The sequence below is a fragment of the Pseudomonas sp. RC3H12 genome, from assembly GCF_018596375.1.
In the GTDB taxonomy this organism is placed as follows: domain Bacteria; phylum Pseudomonadota; class Gammaproteobacteria; order Pseudomonadales; family Pseudomonadaceae; genus Aquipseudomonas.
The window spans coordinates 801,596-818,407 of record NZ_CP075595.1 but is presented as its reverse complement, the minus strand read 5'-3'; the positions used below and the strand labels follow the sequence as shown (position 1 = coordinate 818,407).

Below are 16,812 nucleotides of genomic sequence, written 5' to 3'. Positions count from 1 at the left end.
AGCTCTACCATGAAAAAAATCGTCCCAGACCCACCCCGCCTAGCCCCCTTCATCAGCGTCCGCCCCACCCTCACCCGCGAAGAAGCCATGTCCGCCGCCGTCGAAGTGGCCACCGCCATGTCCGACGTCCTCGACATCTACTTCAAGACCGAGCCCGGCGAAACCCAGGACCGCCTGTTCACCGCCAGCGACTACCTCGGCCAGCTCGCCTGCGCCCTGCTCGAGCACAAGCCACAGGTGCAGCCATGAGCCGTGGCCATACCGCAGGCCGCACCACCTGCCTGGACCTGTTCAAGGTCGAGCCGGGCGTGACCTTCGAGGATGCCTTCAGCGAGTTGTCGGTGCTGCTCGGTTGCATTCGCCACCTGACCTGCGAGGCGGAAATGGAGGGCGACCTGCTGGCCGGCAGCTCCGCGCGCATCCTCAGCGCCATGGCCAAGGCGCTGATCGATGACATGGAGCTGGGGTTGAATAGAAGCAAATGATCCCCGGGGCTGCTTTGCGGCCCCGGGATCCATCAACACCACCGAACTCCCGCTACAGAACCCGGTCAGTCTTCTAAGCAGGCCATCCGCCCCAGCGCGTCTAAGCTCTGTGGGTCGGCCTAACGCCCGCTTCCAAGGAGGAAGAATCATGTTGCTGTTGTGGTTGCTGGTCCTGGTGCTTGGCGCCGCGTATCTCCTGCACCGGCGCCTGGCGCCCCTGCAGATCCTCGTGGCCATCGCCGCCTATACCCTGCTGATGGGCATCTTCAGCACCGCGCCAGGCTGGCTGCTGGCGCTGATCTGGGTAGTGATCGCCGCCAAGGCGGCCTTCTTCGCCCTGCCGGAGCTGCGCCGTAAACTGTTTACCACGCCGATGTTCAGCTGGTTCCAGCGCACCCTGCCGCCGATGTCGCCCACCGAGCGCGAAGCCATCGATGCCGGCACCGTGTGGTGGGACGGCCACCTGTTCAGCGGCCGCCCCGACTGGGACACCCTGCTTGACTACCCCGCGCCCAAGCTCAGCGAGGAAGAACAGGCCTTCATCGACGGCCCCACCGAGCAACTGTGCGCCATGGTCAGCGACTGGCAAATCGGCCAGGACCTCGACCTGCCGCCGCAAGCCTGGGACTTCATCAAGCAGCACGGCTTCTTCGCCCTGATCATCCCCAAGGAATACGGTGGCAAGGGCTTCTCGGCCTACGCCCACTCGCAGGTGGCGATGAAGCTGGCCACCCGCAGCGGCGACCTGGCCTCCACGGTGATGGTGCCCAACTCCCTGGGCCCGGCCGAGCTGCTGCTGCACTACGGCACCGAGGCGCAACGCAACCACTACCTGCCGCGCCTGGCCCGCGGCGACGATATCCCCTGCTTCGCCCTCACAGGCCCCCTGGCCGGCTCCGACGCCGGCGCCATGCCCGATACCGGCGTCATCTGCAAAGGCCAGTGGCAAGGCGAGGAAGTCATCGGCCTGCGCCTGAACTGGGAGAAGCGCTACATCACCCTCGGCCCGGTGGCCACCCTGCTGGGCCTGGCTTTCAAGGCCTACGACCCCGAGCACCTGCTGGGTGAGCAGGCCGAGCTGGGCATCAGCCTGGCGTTGATCCCCACCGACCTGCCGGGCGTGGAGATCGGCCAACGCCACCTGCCCCTGGGCGCGGCGTTCATGAACGGGCCCAACAGCGGCAAGGATGTGTTCGTGCCGCTGGACTGCCTGATCGGCGGCCAGGAAATGCTCGGCAAGGGCTGGATGATGCTGATGAACTGCCTGTCGGTGGGCCGCTCCATCTCCCTGCCCGCGGTCGGCACCGGCGCGGCCAAGTACACCAGCCTGGTCACCGGCCAGTACGCCCGCGTGCGCGAACAGTTCAACGTGCCACTGGCCGCCTTCGAGGGCATCCAGGAGTCGCTGGCGCGCATCGGCGGCAACGCCTGGCTGATGGACAGCGCCCGCCTGCTCACCGCCCAGGCCGTGGACCTGGGCGAAAAGCCCTCGGTGTTGTCGGCGATCCTCAAGTACCACCTCACCGAGCGCGGCCGCGAATGCATCCAGCACGCCATGGACGTGCACGGCGGCAAGGGCATCATCATGGGCCCGAACAACTACCTGGGCCGCAGCTGGCAAGGCGCGCCGATCTTCATCACCGTCGAGGGCGCCAACATTCTCTCGCGCAACCTGATGATCTTTGGCCAGGGCGCCATCCGCTGCCACCCGTTCGTGCTCAGGGAAATGGCCCTGGCCGGGCGCGAGGACCATGACCAGGCGCTCAAAGAGTTCGACGACCTGCTGATGCAGCACATCCTGTTCGCCGCCGGCAACGCCGCCAGCACCTTGGTGCTGGGTCTGGGCCTCGGGCATTTCGAGAAGGTCCCGGGCGACGCCCTGAGCCAGGGCTATTTCCGCGCCCTCAACCGCCAGGCGGCAGCCTTCGCTTTGCTGGCCGACCTGTCGATGATGCTGCTGGGTGGTGCGCTCAAGCGCCGCGAGCGTCTGAGCGCGCGGCTGGGCGATGTGCTCAGCTACCTGTACCTGTCCAGCGCCGCGCTCAAGCGCTACCACGACCTGGGCTCGCCCGAGCACCTGCGCCCGTTGTTGCGCTGGGCAATGGAGGAAAACCTGGGCCAGGCGGAAATGGCGCTCGACGCGCTGCTCGACAACTTCCCCAACCGCTTCATCGGCTGCGCCCTGCGCGTGCTGGTATTCCCATTTGGCCGCAGGCATACCGGGCCGAGCGATGAGCTGGATGCCGAGGTGGCCGCGTTGATCGGCCGGCGCAAAGGCGACCCGGCGCTGGAAGCCGTGCTGGAGGGCTGCTTCAGGCCTCAGGCCGAGGGCGACCCGGTGGCCGCGCTACAGACGGCCTGTGACCTGCTGGACGATGCCGCCCCCTTGTACAAGGCGCTGCACCAGGCGGTCAAGGAAGGCAAGGTGCAGGCAGCAGCCGGGCAATCGGTGATCGACGCCGCCATCGAAGCGGGTGTGCTGCAGGCGGAGGAAGGCCAGCGCCTGCATCAAGCCGAGCAGGCACGTCGGGTGGTGATCGATGTGGATGCGTTCGACAAGGAAGTGCTGCTGCCCGAGGCAGGCAAAGTGCGCTGAGCATTCGCCGACCGCATCGCGAAGTAAGCCCGCCCCCCCCAATGCGTGGGAGCGAGCTTGCCCCGCGATTGCGTCAGCACAGGCAGCTGCGCTGCCAGCCCGGGCAAAACCGGCGTATACTCCGCCCCCCGTTTCAACCACCGAGGAGCGCCGCCATGGCCAACCCCCACCTGGAATACCACCTGCAACTGCTCCACCACCTGCGCACCATCCTGGCCGCGCTGGGTGAAGCCGAACAGGTCCCGGAGGAAAGCCACGCCCTGTTCCTCGAGCGCTTCGACGAGCTGCTCACCCTGCTGCCGCAGGACCCGCTGCAAAGCCAGTACCTGGGCCAGGACCTGATCTGCCAGGTGATCCAGCGCTATCCGCAGATCGCCCACCTGGTGCCGCGTGATCTGCTGTGGTTCTTTGCTGGCGACTGCCTGCATTTCATGCCGGATGAAGAGCTGGAGCTTTACCAGACACTAGAAGAGCGCCGGTACGAAGCAGAGCAGAACGGCGAAGCGTTTGATTGGCATCAAGAAAAGCAACTGCTAGCCAAGCCTGCTCAGAGTGATATTCACTGATCTGGTATAGATGCATCCCGGCCTCATCTGGGCCGGGAACCCAAATCGCCAGAGCGGGGCAAGTGAACTCACTCTGACAAATCACGATCTAGCAAGTCAGGGGGAATACCAGCCTTGCCCCTAAAAAAATGATGCGCCGAAGAAAATAAGAACTCGGCTTCCAGTCGAAGTCGCTCTACCTGCGAAGGGGGGTGCTGCCCTTTACTTTCTTCATAACGCCTCCAAGCATCGACCGCCCGTTTACATATCTCCAGCTGGACTTCCAAATCCGTCTTTTCGATCGTCACGGTCATTGCTCCTTCCTTGTTCAAGACAGAATGGAGTGAAATCAGGTGCGCCCAACATTCTCTCCCGACAGAGTAATAACTGATGGAACGAGTACGAACATCGGGCTCGTAACGAGTAGCGCCATGCCGTTGTACCCCCCCAGACGACATTAGCCAACTAGTAAAACTGATAGGTGTGCCGAGCCAGCTCGCCCCAAGAACCAATCATTCGAGCAAAAAAAAACGCCACTTCAAACGAAGTGGCGTTTTCAATTTGGAGCGGGAAACGAGACTCGAACTCGCGACCCCGACCTTGGCAAGGTCGTGCTCTACCAACTGAGCTATTCCCGCAGGGTGAAGCTTTACCGCAAGTGGCGTGAAGCGCCTTGAAGACCTTCACCACCGGCACCGCCGAAACGATGCATTGAAACTGGAGCGGGAAACGAGACTCGAACTCGCGACCCCGACCTTGGCAAGGTCGTGCTCTACCAACTGAGCTATTCCCGCAATATGGCGTCCCCTAGGGGACTCGAACCCCTGTTACCGCCGTGAAAGGGCGGTGTCCTAGGCCACTAGACGAAGGGGACTAAGCCGACGCTTTTCAGCGCACCAGAACATGAACCTCACGATTCAGCCTGGATTTTCTTTTCCTGCCCTGCCGAAGCAGTGCCGGAGAAACTGGAGCGGGAAACGAGACTCGAACTCGCGACCCCGACCTTGGCAAGGTCGTGCTCTACCAACTGAGCTATTCCCGCAATGTGGCGTCCCCTAGGGGACTCGAACCCCTGTTACCGCCGTGAAAGGGCGGTGTCCTAGGCCACTAGACGAAGGGGACACGCTGCTCGCACTACCTATTAAAGTACTGCTTGCTTTCACTCCCTGCCGCGTTTCGCTGCGTGCTTTACGCTGCAAGTGGCGCGCATTCTATGGATGCCTCGCAGGGTCGTCAACCCCTTTGTAGAAATTTATTTAAATCAATGACTTCCCGTCATCATGGGCAGTGATGCAGGATGCGTCCGGGGATTGGCGTTGCTTTTCTGACGCCGGCTCGGCAAGCTCGTAGCGATGTGCCAGCATCTGTAGGTTTTGGATTACGGGCCGATACATATAGACAAGGCTTGAGGGCCTGATCGCGGGCAAGTCGCATCGGCGCACCGCCGCTCCCACGAATCCGCCACAGATTCAATGGAGCGCAGGCTGTTCCGCCGGGCTGCACTGTTCGCTTTCGGGCGGACTCACTACACTCTCGATAGATGCAAAACTTCTTCATGAGGCGTTAACGGTGACACCACTTCTGATCACCCTGCTTATCGTTGCAGGTATCGCGCTGCTGATCGTGATCGGCTACCTGAACAATGTGGTTGAAAACGGCAAGCTCGAGCGTGCACGGCTCAAGGTCGAACTGGCCGACCGCCTGCGCCGCTGCGGCGAGATCACCGAGACCTTCCCTGGGCAGTTCATGACGCCTGCGCTGAAGCTGCTGCTGACCCGCCTCGAACTGAACCTCAACCAGCGCCAGCTGGCCCTGGACAAGCACAGCGGCGACCTCAAGGCCCGTATCGCCGAGCTGGAGGGGTTGATTGGCCTGGGCGAGCGCATCCCGGTGAGCAACCCACCCGCGCCGATCCACACCGAGGTCAAGGCCAAGGACGTGCGCTTTTTGCTCGAGCTGCTGCACAACCAGATCGTGCGTGCCACCCAGGAAGGTTTCCTGGCGACCAACGAAGGCAAGTACTGGGTCAAGGAGATCCGCCATATCCTGGTGCTGCTGCATATCGAGTTCTTCAACAACCTTGGCCAACAGGCCCTGCAGCAGAACCAGCCGGGCCAGGCGCGCCTGGCCTTCGAGCGTGGCGTGCAGTACCTGCGCAAGCAGCCGGAGCCCAAGCAGTACGAAGAGCAGCTGACTTATATGGAGAAACTGCTGAACCGGGCCAACGCCCAGGTGCTGGACCAGATGGAGCCGGCGGAGAACGACCAGAATGCGCTGACCCAGGGGCTCAAGACCGATGAGGACGAGACCTGGAAGAAGAAGGTGATCTACGACTGACAGTGCCGGCCCTGTCGCGGGGCAAGCCCGCTTCCACGCCGTAACATCCAAGAACAAGGGGCCTTCGCAGGCCCCTTGTTCATTTCAGCAGTCGGTCAACTCGAGGAACACCTCGACCAGGCGCTCCAGCCCTGCCTGGTCGGCCGCGCTGAAGCGCGCCAGCTTCGGGCTGTCCAGGTCGAGCACGCCGATCAGCCTGCCGGCCTTGACCAGCGGAATCACCAGCTCGCTGTTCGACGCACTGTCACAGGCGATATGCCCGGGGAAGGCATGGACGTCCTCCACTCGCTGGGTGCTGCGGGTGGCCGCCGCGGCGCCGCACACACCACGGCTGAATGGAATGCGCACGCAGGCTACCTGGCCCTGGAACGGGCCGAGCACCAGCTCTTCGTTGCGGTTGATATAGAAGCCCGCCCAGTTCAGGTCCTCCACCTGGTTGTAGAGAAACGCCGAGAACTGCGCGGCATTGGCGATGAAGTCATGCTCGTCGGCGAACAGCGCCTGCACTTGCGCGGCCAGCAGGTCGTAGCCATCGAGGCCTTGGCCACTGGCGTTGAGGTCGATCATTTATTTCTGCTCCAGCAATTGCAGCCCGACCCAGTAGCGGGCGAACTGATAGGCACAACGGCCATTACGGTTGCCGCGGCCGGTGGCCCAGCGCACGGCGAGGATGTCCAGGGCTTCGTCACGCTGCCAGCGCAGCCCGGCCGGGCGCGCCAGCTGGCCGATCCAGTGCTCGACCACGTTGAGGAAATGCTCCTGGCTGAACGGGTAGAACGACAGCCACAGGCCGAAGCGGTCGGACAGGGCGATCTTGTCCTCCACCGCTTCGTTGGGGTGCAGCTCGCCGTCGACCATCTTCCAGTTTTCGTTGTCGCTCTGCTTCTCCGGCACCAGGTGGCGGCGGTTGGAGGTGGCATACAGCAGCACGTTGTCCGGGGCCTGCTCCAGCGAGCCGTCGAGCACACTCTTGAGCACCCGGTAGTCGCCCTCCCCGGCCTCGAACGAGAGGTCGTCGCAGAACAGGATGAAGCGCTGCTCGAGCTTGTGCAGCTGCTCGACCACCCGCGGCAGGTCGGCCAGGTGGTCGCGCTCGATCTCGATCAGACGCAGGCCCTGGCCTGCGTGCTCGGCCAACAGCGCGCGTACCAGCGACGACTTGCCGGTGCCGCGCGAGCCCCACAGCAGGGCGTGGTTGGCTGGCAGGCCGTTGATGAACTGGTGGGTGTTGCGGCCCAGCTGCTCGCGCTGCTGGTCGACGCCGATCAGGTCGGACAGGCGGATATCGAGGCTGACCTCCAGCGGCATCAGGTAGCCGCTGCGGCCATCGCGCTGCCAGCGGGCGGCGAGGGTGTGGGTCCAGTCGATGTCCGGGCGCGGGGCCGGCAGCAGGGGTTCGAGGCGGGCGAGGACCGATTCGGCGCGGTCGAGAAAAGCGGTAAGGCGAGCGTCCATGGCGACTCCTATTGATTTCAGTTTTTTGGGGCGCGCAGCGGCCCTTAATCGACGATCAACTGAAATGAACAGACAGACCCGCCAGCAGCCAGGGCTGATCGGCTATGCTTGCGCAGCGCACGGAGCAAGTAACCGGCTTGGGACCCATGGATATCAAGTTCACCAATCGCCTGTCATACAAGCAAGCCCGGTTGACAGTCCTGGTCGGCTTCATCCTGGGAACATTGCTCAGTCTCATCCAGATCGGCATCGATTATGCCAGCGAAGACGCGTCCATCAACCGTGAAATTCAGGCGCTGCTGAAGATCAGCCACGACACGGCCTCGCGCATCGCCTACAACATCGATACCGAGCTGGCCCAGGAGCTGACCGGCGGGCTGCTGAAATCACCGGCGCTGATCCGTGCGCGGCTGATCGACAACAACGACACGGTGCTGGCCGACGTGCAGCGGCCGCGCATGGAAAGCCGCTATCGGCCATTGTCCGACTTCCTGTTCGGCGAGCAGCGCCTGTTCCAGGACCGGCTGTTCCTCGCCCACATGCCCGAGGAATACCTCGGCACCCTGTATCTGGACGTCGACACCTATGCCTTCGGCGGGCGCTTTCTCGACCGTGCCGGGGTCACCCTGGTCAACGGCTTCGCCCGCAGCCTGGTGCTGACCGGCATTCTCCTGGCGCTGTTCTACCTGATGCTGACCAAGCCGCTGGTGACGGTGATCGGCGCGCTCAGCGGCAATGATGCGCGCACGCCCCGGCAGAACCGCGTGGACTGCCCCAAGGGGCACGAGAACGACGAGATCGGCGTGCTGGTGCGGGTCGCCAACCAGCAGTTCGTCAGCATGGCCACCGAGATCCAGCAGCGGCGCACCGCCGAGAACCGCCTGACCCAGTACCTCAACGAGCTGGAAGATATCGTCTCGGCCCGTACCAACGAGCTCAAGGCCAGCAACAGCCGCCTCAGCCAGTCCAACCAGGAACTGGACGAAGCGCGCCAGCGCGCCCTGGACATGGCCCAGGCCCGCGCCGCCTTCCTGGCCAACATGAGCCACGAGATCCGCACGCCACTCAACGGCATGCTCGGTATGATCGCCCTGGCGCTGGACAGCGGCCTGGCCGCCGAGCAGCGCCAGCAGCTGTCGATCGCCCACGACTCGGGCAAGGTGCTGGTGGAGCTGCTCAACGATATCCTCGACCTGTCGAAGTTCGACGCCGGCCAGCTGGAACTCGAACGCATCCCGTTCGACCTCGGCGCGATGGTCGAGGACACCGCCAACCTGCTATCGCAGAATGCCGCGCCCAGTGTCGAGCTGACCTGCCTGATCGCCCCGGACTTTCCCAGCACGGTGCTGGGCGACCCGACGCGGGTACGGCAAATTGTCAGCAACCTGCTGTCCAACGCACTCAAGTTCACCCGCTTCGGGCGTGTTGATGTACGCCTGAGCAGCATCGTCGGCGGCGTGCGCCTGGAGGTCAGCGACACCGGCATCGGCATCCCCGAGGAGGCCCAGGCGCGGATTTTCCAGCCGTTCACCCAGGCCGGCGCCGGTATCACCCGCCAGTACGGCGGCACCGGCCTGGGCCTGGCCCTGACCCGCAACCTGTGCAAGGCCATGCAGGGGCACCTGCACATCCATTCCGAGACCGGTTTCGGCAGCCGCTTCAGCGCCGACCTGCCGCTACCGGCGCATACCGAGGCAATCCCGCCGGCGGCAATAAGTGGACACGTGGTGGCCCTGGGCAACCCCGGCAGCGGCCTGGCCGAGCTGCTGCAAGGGCTGCTGCCGCGCTGGGGGCTGGATTACGTGCGCCATGCAGATGCCGGCGCACTGGCCGGCCTGCCGGTCGACCTGCTGATCACCGACGACCTGGACCACGTGCTCGACCTGCGCCCGGCCATCGCGGCGCCGATCCTGCTGGTGACCGCCTACGGCAACTTCCTACCTGCCGAACAGGCCGAGCAACTGCAACCCTTGCAGCAGTTGGCCCGCCCCCTGGCACGCAATGCCCTGTACCAGACGCTGCGCCGCATCCTGCAAGGGGAACCCAACACGCCGCTGCCCCACGAGGTGCCGGCCTCGCGCGAGTTGCGGGCGCGCATCTTGCTGGTGGAGGACAACCCGGTGAACCAGTTGGTGGCCAAGGGCATGCTGGGCAAGCTCGGCTGCCAGGTGCAGGTGGCCGCCCACGGCCAGGAGGCCCTGGACTACCTGGAACGGGACAGCTTCGACCTGGTGCTGATGGACTGCAACATGCCGGTGATGGACGGCTACGAGGCCAGCCGGCGCATCCGCCAGAGCAGCCGCTGGCCGGAGCTGCCGATCGTCGCGCTGACCGCCAACGCCATGCCCGAGGAGCGCGAACGCTGCCGCGCCGCGGGCATGAACGACTACCTGGCCAAGCCGTTCCGGCGCGAGGAACTGCTGGCGCTGATCGAGCACTGGGTGCCGGTCAGCGGTTGAGCAGCGGCTCTATCGCCGCTTTCAGCGCCTCGGGCTTGGTGGTCGGGGCAAAGCGGGTGACCTTGCCGCTGCGCGGGTCGACCAGGAACTTGGTGAAGTTCCACTTGATCTTCTGCGTACCCAGCAGGCCCGGTGCGCGGCGCTTGAGCTCGGCGAACAGCGGGTGGGCGCCGGGGCCGTTGACATCGATCTTGCGAAACAGCGGGAAGCTCACGCCGAAGTTGAGCTCGCAGAACTGCGCGATCTCCCGGGCGTCGCCCGGCTCTTGCTTGCCGAACTGATTGCAGGGGAAGCCCAACACCACCAGGCCCTGGCGCTGGTAGTCCTGCCACAGGCGCTCGAGCCCTTTGTACTGCGGGGTGAAACCGCACTGGCTGGCGGTGTTGACCACCAGCAGCGCCTTGCCGGCGAAGTCGCCCAGCACTTTCTGCTCACCGCCAAGGGTGACGCAGGGGATGTCCAGCAGCGCATCGGCCATGTTCGCTCTCCGTCAATTGCGTGGCTTGAAGTCCAGGCACACCGAGTTGATGCAGTAGCGTAGCCCGGTCGGCGGCGGGCCGTCGGGAAATACATGGCCCAGGTGGGCGTCGCACTGGGCGCAGGTGACTTCGGTGCGGATCATGCCGTGGGAAGTGTCGCGGATCTCGATCATCGCGGCCTCTTCGATCGGCTCGTAGAAGCTCGGCCAGCCGCATCCGGAGTCGAACTTGGCCTTGGCGTCGAACAACTGCAGGTCGCAACAGATGCAGTGGTAGACGCCGTCGCGGCGCTCGCTGTTGTACTTGCCGCTGAACGGCCGCTCGGTGCCCTTCAGGCGGCACACCTGGTATTGGGCCGGATCGAGCATGGCACGCCATTCGTCCAGGGTTTTGTCGATCTTTTGCATGGTGAGACCTCGGCAGGCTGAATTTCACCTCGCACCGGCTTTTCCCTGGCGCGGGTGGCACGTATATTAGTTGGCTTCGTGTGCAAGGCAGCCAGTCTGGCACCCGGTTCCCGCCCTTTCAAACCTTTCGAAAGACGGCGGCGCGTATTCTCACTCGGGATCTCATCATGCAGTTCAGCAAATCGAACAAGCTCGCCAATGTCTGCTACGACATTCGCGGCCCAGTGCTCAAGCACGCCAAACGCCTGGAAGAGGAAGGCCATCGCATCCTCAAGCTGAACATCGGCAACCCGGCGCCGTTTGGTTTCGAGGCGCCGGACGAGATCCTCCAGGACGTCATCCGCAACCTGCCCACCGCCCAGGGCTACAGCGACTCCAAGGGCCTGTTCAGCGCGCGCAAGGCGGTGATGCAGTACTGCCAGCAGAAGGCAATCGAAGGCGTCACCATCGAGGACATCTACCTCGGCAACGGCGTGTCCGAGCTGATCGTCATGTCCATGCAGGCGCTGCTCAACAACGGCGACGAAGTGCTGATCCCGGCGCCCGACTACCCGCTGTGGACCGCCGCGGTGAGCCTGGCCGGCGGCAAGCCGGTGCACTACCTGTGCGACGAGCAGGCCGACTGGTTCCCGGACCTTGACGACATCAAGGCCAAGATCACCCCGAACACCAAGGCCCTGGTGATCATCAACCCGAACAACCCGACCGGCGCGGTGTACTCCAAAGAGCTGCTGCTGGGCATGCTGGAGCTGGCGCGCCAGCACAACCTGGTGGTGTTCTCCGACGAGATCTACGACAAGATTCTTTACGACGAGGCCGTGCACATCAGCACCGCGTCGCTGGCCCCGGACCTGCTGTGCCTGACCTTCAACGGCCTGTCCAAGTCGTACCGGGTGGCGGGCTTCCGCTCCGGCTGGCTGATCATCTCCGGGCCCAAGCACCATGCCGTGAGCTACATCGAAGGCATCGACATGCTGGCCAACATGCGCCTGTGCGCCAACGTGCCGGCCCAACACGCCATCCAGACCGCCCTGGGCGGCTACCAGAGCATCAACGACCTGGTGCTGCCGCCGGGCCGCCTGCTGGAGCAACGCAACCGCACCTACGAGCTGCTCAACGACATCCCCGGGGTCAGTTGCGTCAAGCCGATGGGCGCGCTGTACGCCTTCCCACGCATCGATCCGAAGGTCTGCCCGATCCTCAACGACGAGAAATTCGCCCTCGACCTGCTGCTGTCGGAGAAGCTGCTGATCGTCCAGGGCACGGCGTTCAACTGGCCGTGGCCGGACCACTTCCGCGTGGTGACCTTGCCGCGGGTGGATGACCTGGAACAGGCGATCGGGCGTATCGGCAACTTCCTGCGCACCTATTCGCAGTAAGCGATATCGCCATTGCGGAGCCAGTCGCATCGGTACGCCGATGCGATTTGCCTCGCGATGCTTTTGCCTTACATCCTGCAACGCTCTACCCCACAGCCCTTACGGCATCCTCTGCCATACTCCTCGCGTACACAGTTTGAAATAGTCGCCCGGTTGAATAGCCGCGCCCTCCCCCTTATATACCCCGCAGTACGCAACAAACTCATCCGTCAGGAGAACGTAACAACCATGATGCGCATTCTGTTGTTTGTAGCCACCAACCTCGCGGTGGTGCTGGTTGCAAGCATTACCCTGAGCCTGTTCGGCTTCAACGGGTTCATGGCCGCCAACGGGGTTGACCTCAACCTCGGCCAGCTGCTGGTCTTCTGCGCCGTGTTCGGTTTCGCTGGCTCGCTCGTTTCGCTGTTCATCTCCAAGTGGATGGCGAAGATGAGCACCGGCACCCAGATCATCACCCAGCCCCGCACCCGTCACGAGCAGTGGCTGCTGCAGACCGTCGAGGAGCTGTCCCGCGAGGCCGGCATCAAGATGCCCGAGGTGGGCATCTTCCCAGCCTACGAGGCCAACGCCTTCGCCACCGGCTGGAACCGCAACGACGCGCTGGTGGCAGTGTCCCAGGGCTTGCTGGAGCGCTTCTCGCCCGATGAGGTGCGCGCGGTGCTGGCCCACGAGATCGGCCACGTGGCCAACGGCGACATGGTCACCATGGCGTTGGTGCAGGGCGTGGTGAACACCTTCGTGATGTTCTTCGCCCGCATCATCGGCAACTTCGTCGACCGGGTGATCTTCAAGAACGAAGAAGGCCACGGCATCGCCTACTTCATCGCGACCATCGTCGCCGAGCTGGTACTGGGCATCCTCGCCAGCATCATCGTCATGTGGTACTCGCGCCGCCGCGAGTTCCGCGCCGACGAGGCCGGCGCCCACCTGGCCGGCACCGGCGCAATGATCGGCGCGCTGCAGCGCCTGCGCTCCGAGCAGGGCCTGCCGGTGCACATGCCCGACACGATGAAGGCCTTCGGCATCAACGGCGGCCTCAAGCATGGCCTGGCCGGCCTGCTGATGAGCCACCCGCCGCTGGAAGACCGCATCGACGCGCTGCGCCGCCGCGGCTGATCCAGGGAAGTGTTGGAAAGGGCGACTTCGGTCGCCCTTTTTCATGGGCCTGCCCCGCGTTGGCTTTAACGCCGAACGCTGTACACTCGCTCAACCAAACTTTCGACACCAGCTTTGAGAAACTTCGGACTCTCGTCGAGAATCTCCCGCGCCTCGACCTCATCGACCCGCCACCCGGCAAAACCTGTCCGCACTTCGGCGTCCGGCACCGAGAACGGTGGCCCATCGATCAAGGCCTGATCGTAGTCGAGGGTCACCAGCAGCCCACGGCAGGCCGCTGGCAACAGCTTGCCCAACAACGCCATGTAGCGCTCACGCATCGGCCCCGGCAAGGCAATCAACGCCGCTCGGTCGTACACCCCCGCGCAACTAGCCAGATCCTCGGCACGCAGGGCGAACACATCGCCGCACCACAACTCCACCTCGTCGCTGCGCCACACCTCGAAGGCGCCATGCCGGGCAACCTGCGCCACCAAGCCATGTTCGGTAAAGAAGTCCGCCACCGCCCTGCGCGACAGCTCCACACCCAGCACCCGATACCCTTGCGCGGCCAGCCAGAGCATGTCCAGGCTCTTGCCACACAGCGCCACCAGCACCCGCGCGCCCGGGGCCAGCCCCAACGTCGGCCAGTGCGTCTGCAGGTACGGATTCACCTGGGCCTGGTGAAAGCCTATCTGGTTGTCCGCCCACCGCTTGTGCCAGAACGCTGGCTCCATGATCCCTCCCGGTTTTTCGATAAAAGACTGTGAAAACTTATATTGGATCTCGATCGAAGGCTGATCGAAGATGGCAGCATCTTACCTGCCAGGACACCACCATGCTGCCCAGCCTGTTCATTTCCCACGGTTCGCCCATGCTCGCCCTGCAACCTGGCGCCAGCGGCCCTGCCCTGGCCGAACTGGCCCGCGCACTGCCCCGCCCGAAAGCGATCGTGGTGGTGTCGGCGCACTGGGAGAGCCGCGAACTGCTGGTGATGAGCAACCCACATCCGCAGACCTGGCATGACTTCCATGGCTTTCCACCGGCCCTGTACGCGGTGCACTACCCGGCCCCCGGCGAACCGGCACTGGCGCAGCGGCTGGCCGGCTTGCTCGGCGCCCGCCTGGATGAACAACGGCCTTTCGACCATGGTGCCTGGGTGCCGCTGTCGCTGATGTATCCGCAAGCGGAGATTCCGCTAGTCCAGGTGTCGCTGCCCAGCCAGGCCGGCCCCGCCCTGCAACTGAAGGTCGGGCAGGCGCTGGCGCAGCTGCGCGAGGAAGGCATCCTGCTGATCGGCTCGGGCAGCATCACCCATAACCTGGGCGAGCTTGACTGGCATGCGGGGCCGGATGCGGTCGAGCCCTGGGCGCTGGCGTTTCGCGACTGGGTGGTGGAGCGGCTGAAGGCGGGAGACGAGGCGGCGCTTGTGGACTATCGGCGCCAGGCGCCGTTTGCAGTGCGCAATCATCCCAGTGACGAGCACCTGCTGCCGCTGTTCTTCGCCATGGGCGCTGGCGAGCGGTTTGGCATCGTTCACCAGGGATTCACGCTGGGGGCGCTGGGGATGGATATCTATCGGTTCGACTGACGCTCTCACGCACAGAGTTACAGTGCTCGACACAGGCAAAAAAAATCCCCGACCTAGGCCGGGGATTTTTCATTGCAGCGCCAGGATCAGTCCTCGCGGTAGCGGCGCAGCTTCAGCTGCTTGCCGGCCACGCGGGTGTCCTTGAGCTTGGTCAGCAGACGCTCGAGGCCGTCTTCGGGCAGCTCGATCAGGCTGAAGCTGTCACGTACCTGGATGCGGCCGATGGCGTCACGTGCCAGGCCACCCTCATTGAGGATAGCGCCCAGCAGGTTCTTGGCGGCGATGCCGTCACGGGCACCCAGGGCGGTACGGCAACGCACGCGGCCTTCAGCCAGCGGCATCGGCGCGCGACGCTCGCGGTCACCACGGTCGCTGCGCTCACCACGCTCGGTACGCTCGCCAGTGCTGCGCTCACGCGGAGTGTGGGTCGGCACCAACGGCTGCTCGCGCTCGACCGAAGCCAGGTCCAGCGCCTGGCCATTGGTGGCCTTGCGCAGCAGGGCCGAAGCCAGGGCACGGGCACTGCAACCCAGATCGGCGGTCAGGCGGTCGAACAGCTCGCCATGGCTGGCCTCGGACTCGGCCACCAGTGGCGCCAGGCTCTTGGTCAGCTTCTTGATGCGTGCGTCCAGCACGGCCTGCGGGTTAGGCAGGCGGGCTTCGGCAACCTTCTGCCCGGTGACACGCTCGATCACCTGCAGCATGCGGCGCTCACGCGGGGTGACCAGCAGCAGCGCACGGCCATCGCGACCGGCACGGCCGGTACGGCCGATACGGTGCACGTAGGACTCCGGATCGTACGGCATGTCGACGTTGAACACGTGGGTGATACGCGGTACGTCCAGACCACGGGCAGCGACGTCGGTGGCGACGACGATGTCCAGGCGGCCATCCTTGAGCGAGTCGATCACGCGCTCACGCTGGTTCTGGGCGATGTCGCCGTTCAGCGCGGCAGCCTTGTAGCCTTTGGCTTCCAGGGCGGCGGCCAGGTCCAGGGTGGCTTGCTTGGTACGCACGAAGGCGATCAGCGCGTCGAACTCTTCCACTTCCAGCAGGCGCAGCACGGCCGGGATCTTCTGGTCGGCGTGGACCATCAGGTGGGCCTGCTCGATCGCGGTCACGGTCTGGGTCTTGCTCTGGATCTTGACGTGCTTCGGCTCGCGCAGGTGGCGCTCGGCGATGGCACGGATCGAGGCCGGCAGGGTGGCGGAGAACAGCACGGTCTGGCGGGTTGCAGGGATGGCGTCGAAGATCACTTCGAGGTCGTCCATGAAGCCCAGCTTGAGCATTTCGTCCGCTTCGTCGAGTACCAGATACTGAACGGTGGACAGGACTTTCTCGTCGCGGCGCAGGTGGTCGCACAGGCGGCCAGGGGTGGCCACGACGATTTGCGCGCCGTTACGAATGGCACGCAGTTGTGGGCCCATCGGGGCACCACCGTAGACAGCCACCACGTTAACGCCCGGCATCTGCTTGGCGTAGGTTTCGAAAGCGGTGGCTACTTGCAGCGCCAACTCACGGGTTGGCGCCAGGATCAGGGCTTGCGGTTCGCGCTTGCTCACGTCGATCTTGTTGAGGATCGGCAGGGCGAAGGCAGCGGTCTTGCCGGTGCCAGTCTGCGCCTGGCCGATCATGTCGTGACCGGCGAGGATGATCGGGATCGACTGATGCTGAATAGCCGAAGGCTCTTCGTAGCCGGTGGCCAGAACAGCAGCAACGATATTCGGATTGAGATCGAGAGCGGCGAATCCGCCGGTTTCCTGGGTCATGGGTCTGCCTCTAGGTGCATCCGCAAAGACCCATGCTCCAAAACTGCACATGCCTTGAAAGACCAAGCGGTCACCCAGGCAGTTTTGGCGGCGGGGATTTGCGAAAACGATTGAAAAAGGAACGTCTTGGGAAGGTCCGACTAGCGGACGCGCAGCCGAAGCTGGGTTCGGAGGATTTGCACCACCTGATTCGAGGTCCGCTAAAAGACCGGCGC

General features: G+C 64.2%; 16 protein-coding genes and 5 tRNA genes. 9 read left to right on the top strand and 12 right to left on the bottom strand.

Annotated elements, in window-relative coordinates:
• Positions 1-9: 9 nt before the first annotated feature.
• The 4 genes from KHO27_RS03840 to KHO27_RS03825 all read left to right on the top strand — a co-directional run bounded on the left by KHO27_RS03840 (position 10) and on the right by KHO27_RS03825 (position 3,647).
• Entirely contained in the window at positions 10-249 is a 240-nt protein-coding gene (locus tag KHO27_RS03840; RefSeq protein ID WP_214501226.1) for a hypothetical protein, read from the top strand.
• Positions 246-485, top strand: a complete 240-nt coding sequence (locus tag KHO27_RS03835; protein WP_110698189.1) for a DUF3077 domain-containing protein — start codon at positions 246-248, stop codon at positions 483-485. Before KHO27_RS03840 ends, KHO27_RS03835 begins: the two co-directional genes overlap by 4 nt.
• A 148-nt stretch (positions 486-633) precedes the next feature.
• Complete coding sequence (locus tag KHO27_RS03830) at positions 634-3,081, top strand: acyl-CoA dehydrogenase (RefSeq protein ID WP_214501225.1); 2,448 nt, start codon at positions 634-636, stop codon at positions 3,079-3,081.
• A gap of 155 nt (positions 3,082-3,236) precedes the next feature.
• Positions 3,237-3,647 carry a PA2817 family protein gene (locus KHO27_RS03825; protein ID WP_110698185.1) on the top strand — a complete coding sequence of 137 codons (411 nt, stop codon included), beginning with the start codon at positions 3,237-3,239 and terminating at the stop codon, positions 3,645-3,647.
• Between the two features lie 68 nt (positions 3,648-3,715).
• Here KHO27_RS03825 and KHO27_RS03820 read toward each other — a convergent pair whose 3' ends face one another.
• The 6 genes from KHO27_RS03820 to KHO27_RS03795 all read right to left on the bottom strand — a co-directional run bounded on the left by KHO27_RS03820 (position 3,716) and on the right by KHO27_RS03795 (position 4,748).
• The gene (locus tag KHO27_RS03820) at positions 3,716-3,940 is read right to left on the bottom strand and encodes a hypothetical protein (RefSeq protein WP_110698183.1); all 225 of its coding nucleotides are present in this window, start codon (positions 3,938-3,940) and stop codon (positions 3,716-3,718) included.
• 248 nt (positions 3,941-4,188) lie between these two features.
• A tRNA-Gly gene (locus tag KHO27_RS03815) sits at positions 4,189-4,264 on the bottom strand.
• An 80-nt stretch (positions 4,265-4,344) separates the two neighbouring features.
• Positions 4,345-4,420: transfer RNA gene (locus tag KHO27_RS03810), tRNA-Gly, on the bottom strand.
• 4 nt (positions 4,421-4,424) lie between these two features.
• Positions 4,425-4,500, bottom strand: a tRNA-Glu gene (locus KHO27_RS03805).
• Positions 4,501-4,592: 92 nt separating this feature from the next.
• A tRNA-Gly gene (locus KHO27_RS03800) sits at positions 4,593-4,668 on the bottom strand.
• A 4-nt stretch (positions 4,669-4,672) separates the two neighbouring features.
• Positions 4,673-4,748: transfer RNA gene (locus KHO27_RS03795), tRNA-Glu, on the bottom strand.
• Positions 4,749-5,195: 447 nt separating this feature from the next.
• Between KHO27_RS03795 and KHO27_RS03790 the strand changes: the two genes are divergently transcribed.
• Positions 5,196-5,963, top strand: coding sequence for a hypothetical protein (locus KHO27_RS03790; RefSeq protein ID WP_046856553.1), 768 nt, complete (start codon positions 5,196-5,198; stop codon positions 5,961-5,963).
• Between the two features lie 84 nt (positions 5,964-6,047).
• On the opposite strand, the gene msrC is transcribed toward KHO27_RS03790, so the two are convergent.
• A complete protein-coding gene (gene msrC / locus KHO27_RS03785) occupies positions 6,048-6,530 on the bottom strand; it encodes a free L-methionine (R)-S-oxide reductase MsrC (RefSeq protein WP_110698181.1) in 483 nt (160 codons plus the stop codon).
• The gene (locus KHO27_RS03780) at positions 6,531-7,418 is read right to left on the bottom strand and encodes an ATP-binding protein (RefSeq protein ID WP_110698179.1); all 888 of its coding nucleotides are present in this window, start codon (positions 7,416-7,418) and stop codon (positions 6,531-6,533) included.
• A 104-nt stretch (positions 7,419-7,522) separates the two neighbouring features.
• Here KHO27_RS03780 and KHO27_RS03775 point away from each other — a divergent pair, with 104 nt between their 5' ends.
• Positions 7,523-9,877: a hybrid sensor histidine kinase/response regulator gene (locus tag KHO27_RS03775; RefSeq protein ID WP_110698177.1), complete on the top strand. Its 2,355-nt coding sequence runs from the start codon at positions 7,523-7,525 to the stop codon at positions 9,875-9,877.
• On the opposite strand, the gene KHO27_RS03770 is transcribed toward KHO27_RS03775, so the two are convergent.
• Both KHO27_RS03770 and msrB read right to left on the bottom strand, forming a co-directional pair.
• A complete protein-coding gene (locus KHO27_RS03770) occupies positions 9,867-10,355 on the bottom strand; it encodes a glutathione peroxidase (RefSeq protein ID WP_110698175.1) in 489 nt (162 codons plus the stop codon). The two genes, KHO27_RS03775 and KHO27_RS03770, sit on opposite strands and share 11 nt — an antisense overlap.
• A 12-nt stretch (positions 10,356-10,367) precedes the next feature.
• Entirely contained in the window at positions 10,368-10,763 is a 396-nt protein-coding gene (msrB, locus tag KHO27_RS03765; RefSeq protein ID WP_110698173.1) for a peptide-methionine (R)-S-oxide reductase MsrB, read from the bottom strand.
• A gap of 167 nt (positions 10,764-10,930) precedes the next feature.
• Between msrB and KHO27_RS03760 the strand changes: the two genes are divergently transcribed.
• Positions 10,931-12,142: a pyridoxal phosphate-dependent aminotransferase gene (locus KHO27_RS03760; protein ID WP_110698171.1), complete on the top strand. Its 1,212-nt coding sequence runs from the start codon at positions 10,931-10,933 to the stop codon at positions 12,140-12,142.
• A gap of 228 nt (positions 12,143-12,370) precedes the next feature.
• On the top strand, positions 12,371-13,258 hold the full coding sequence (gene htpX, locus KHO27_RS03755) for a protease HtpX (RefSeq protein ID WP_111532681.1): 888 nt from the start codon (positions 12,371-12,373) through the stop codon (positions 13,256-13,258).
• A 65-nt stretch (positions 13,259-13,323) separates the two neighbouring features.
• Here htpX and KHO27_RS03750 read toward each other — a convergent pair whose 3' ends face one another.
• Positions 13,324-13,974: a thiopurine S-methyltransferase gene (locus tag KHO27_RS03750; RefSeq protein WP_214501224.1), complete on the bottom strand. Its 651-nt coding sequence runs from the start codon at positions 13,972-13,974 to the stop codon at positions 13,324-13,326.
• 101 nt (positions 13,975-14,075) lie between these two features.
• Here KHO27_RS03750 and KHO27_RS03745 point away from each other — a divergent pair, with 101 nt between their 5' ends.
• On the top strand, positions 14,076-14,828 hold the full coding sequence (locus KHO27_RS03745; RefSeq protein ID WP_111532680.1) for a DODA-type extradiol aromatic ring-opening family dioxygenase: 753 nt from the start codon (positions 14,076-14,078) through the stop codon (positions 14,826-14,828).
• Positions 14,829-14,914: 86 nt separating this feature from the next.
• On the opposite strand, the gene KHO27_RS03740 is transcribed toward KHO27_RS03745, so the two are convergent.
• Positions 14,915-16,597, bottom strand: coding sequence for a DEAD/DEAH box helicase (locus tag KHO27_RS03740; protein ID WP_038705663.1), 1,683 nt, complete (start codon positions 16,595-16,597; stop codon positions 14,915-14,917).
• Between the last annotated feature and the right edge of the window lie 215 nt (positions 16,598-16,812).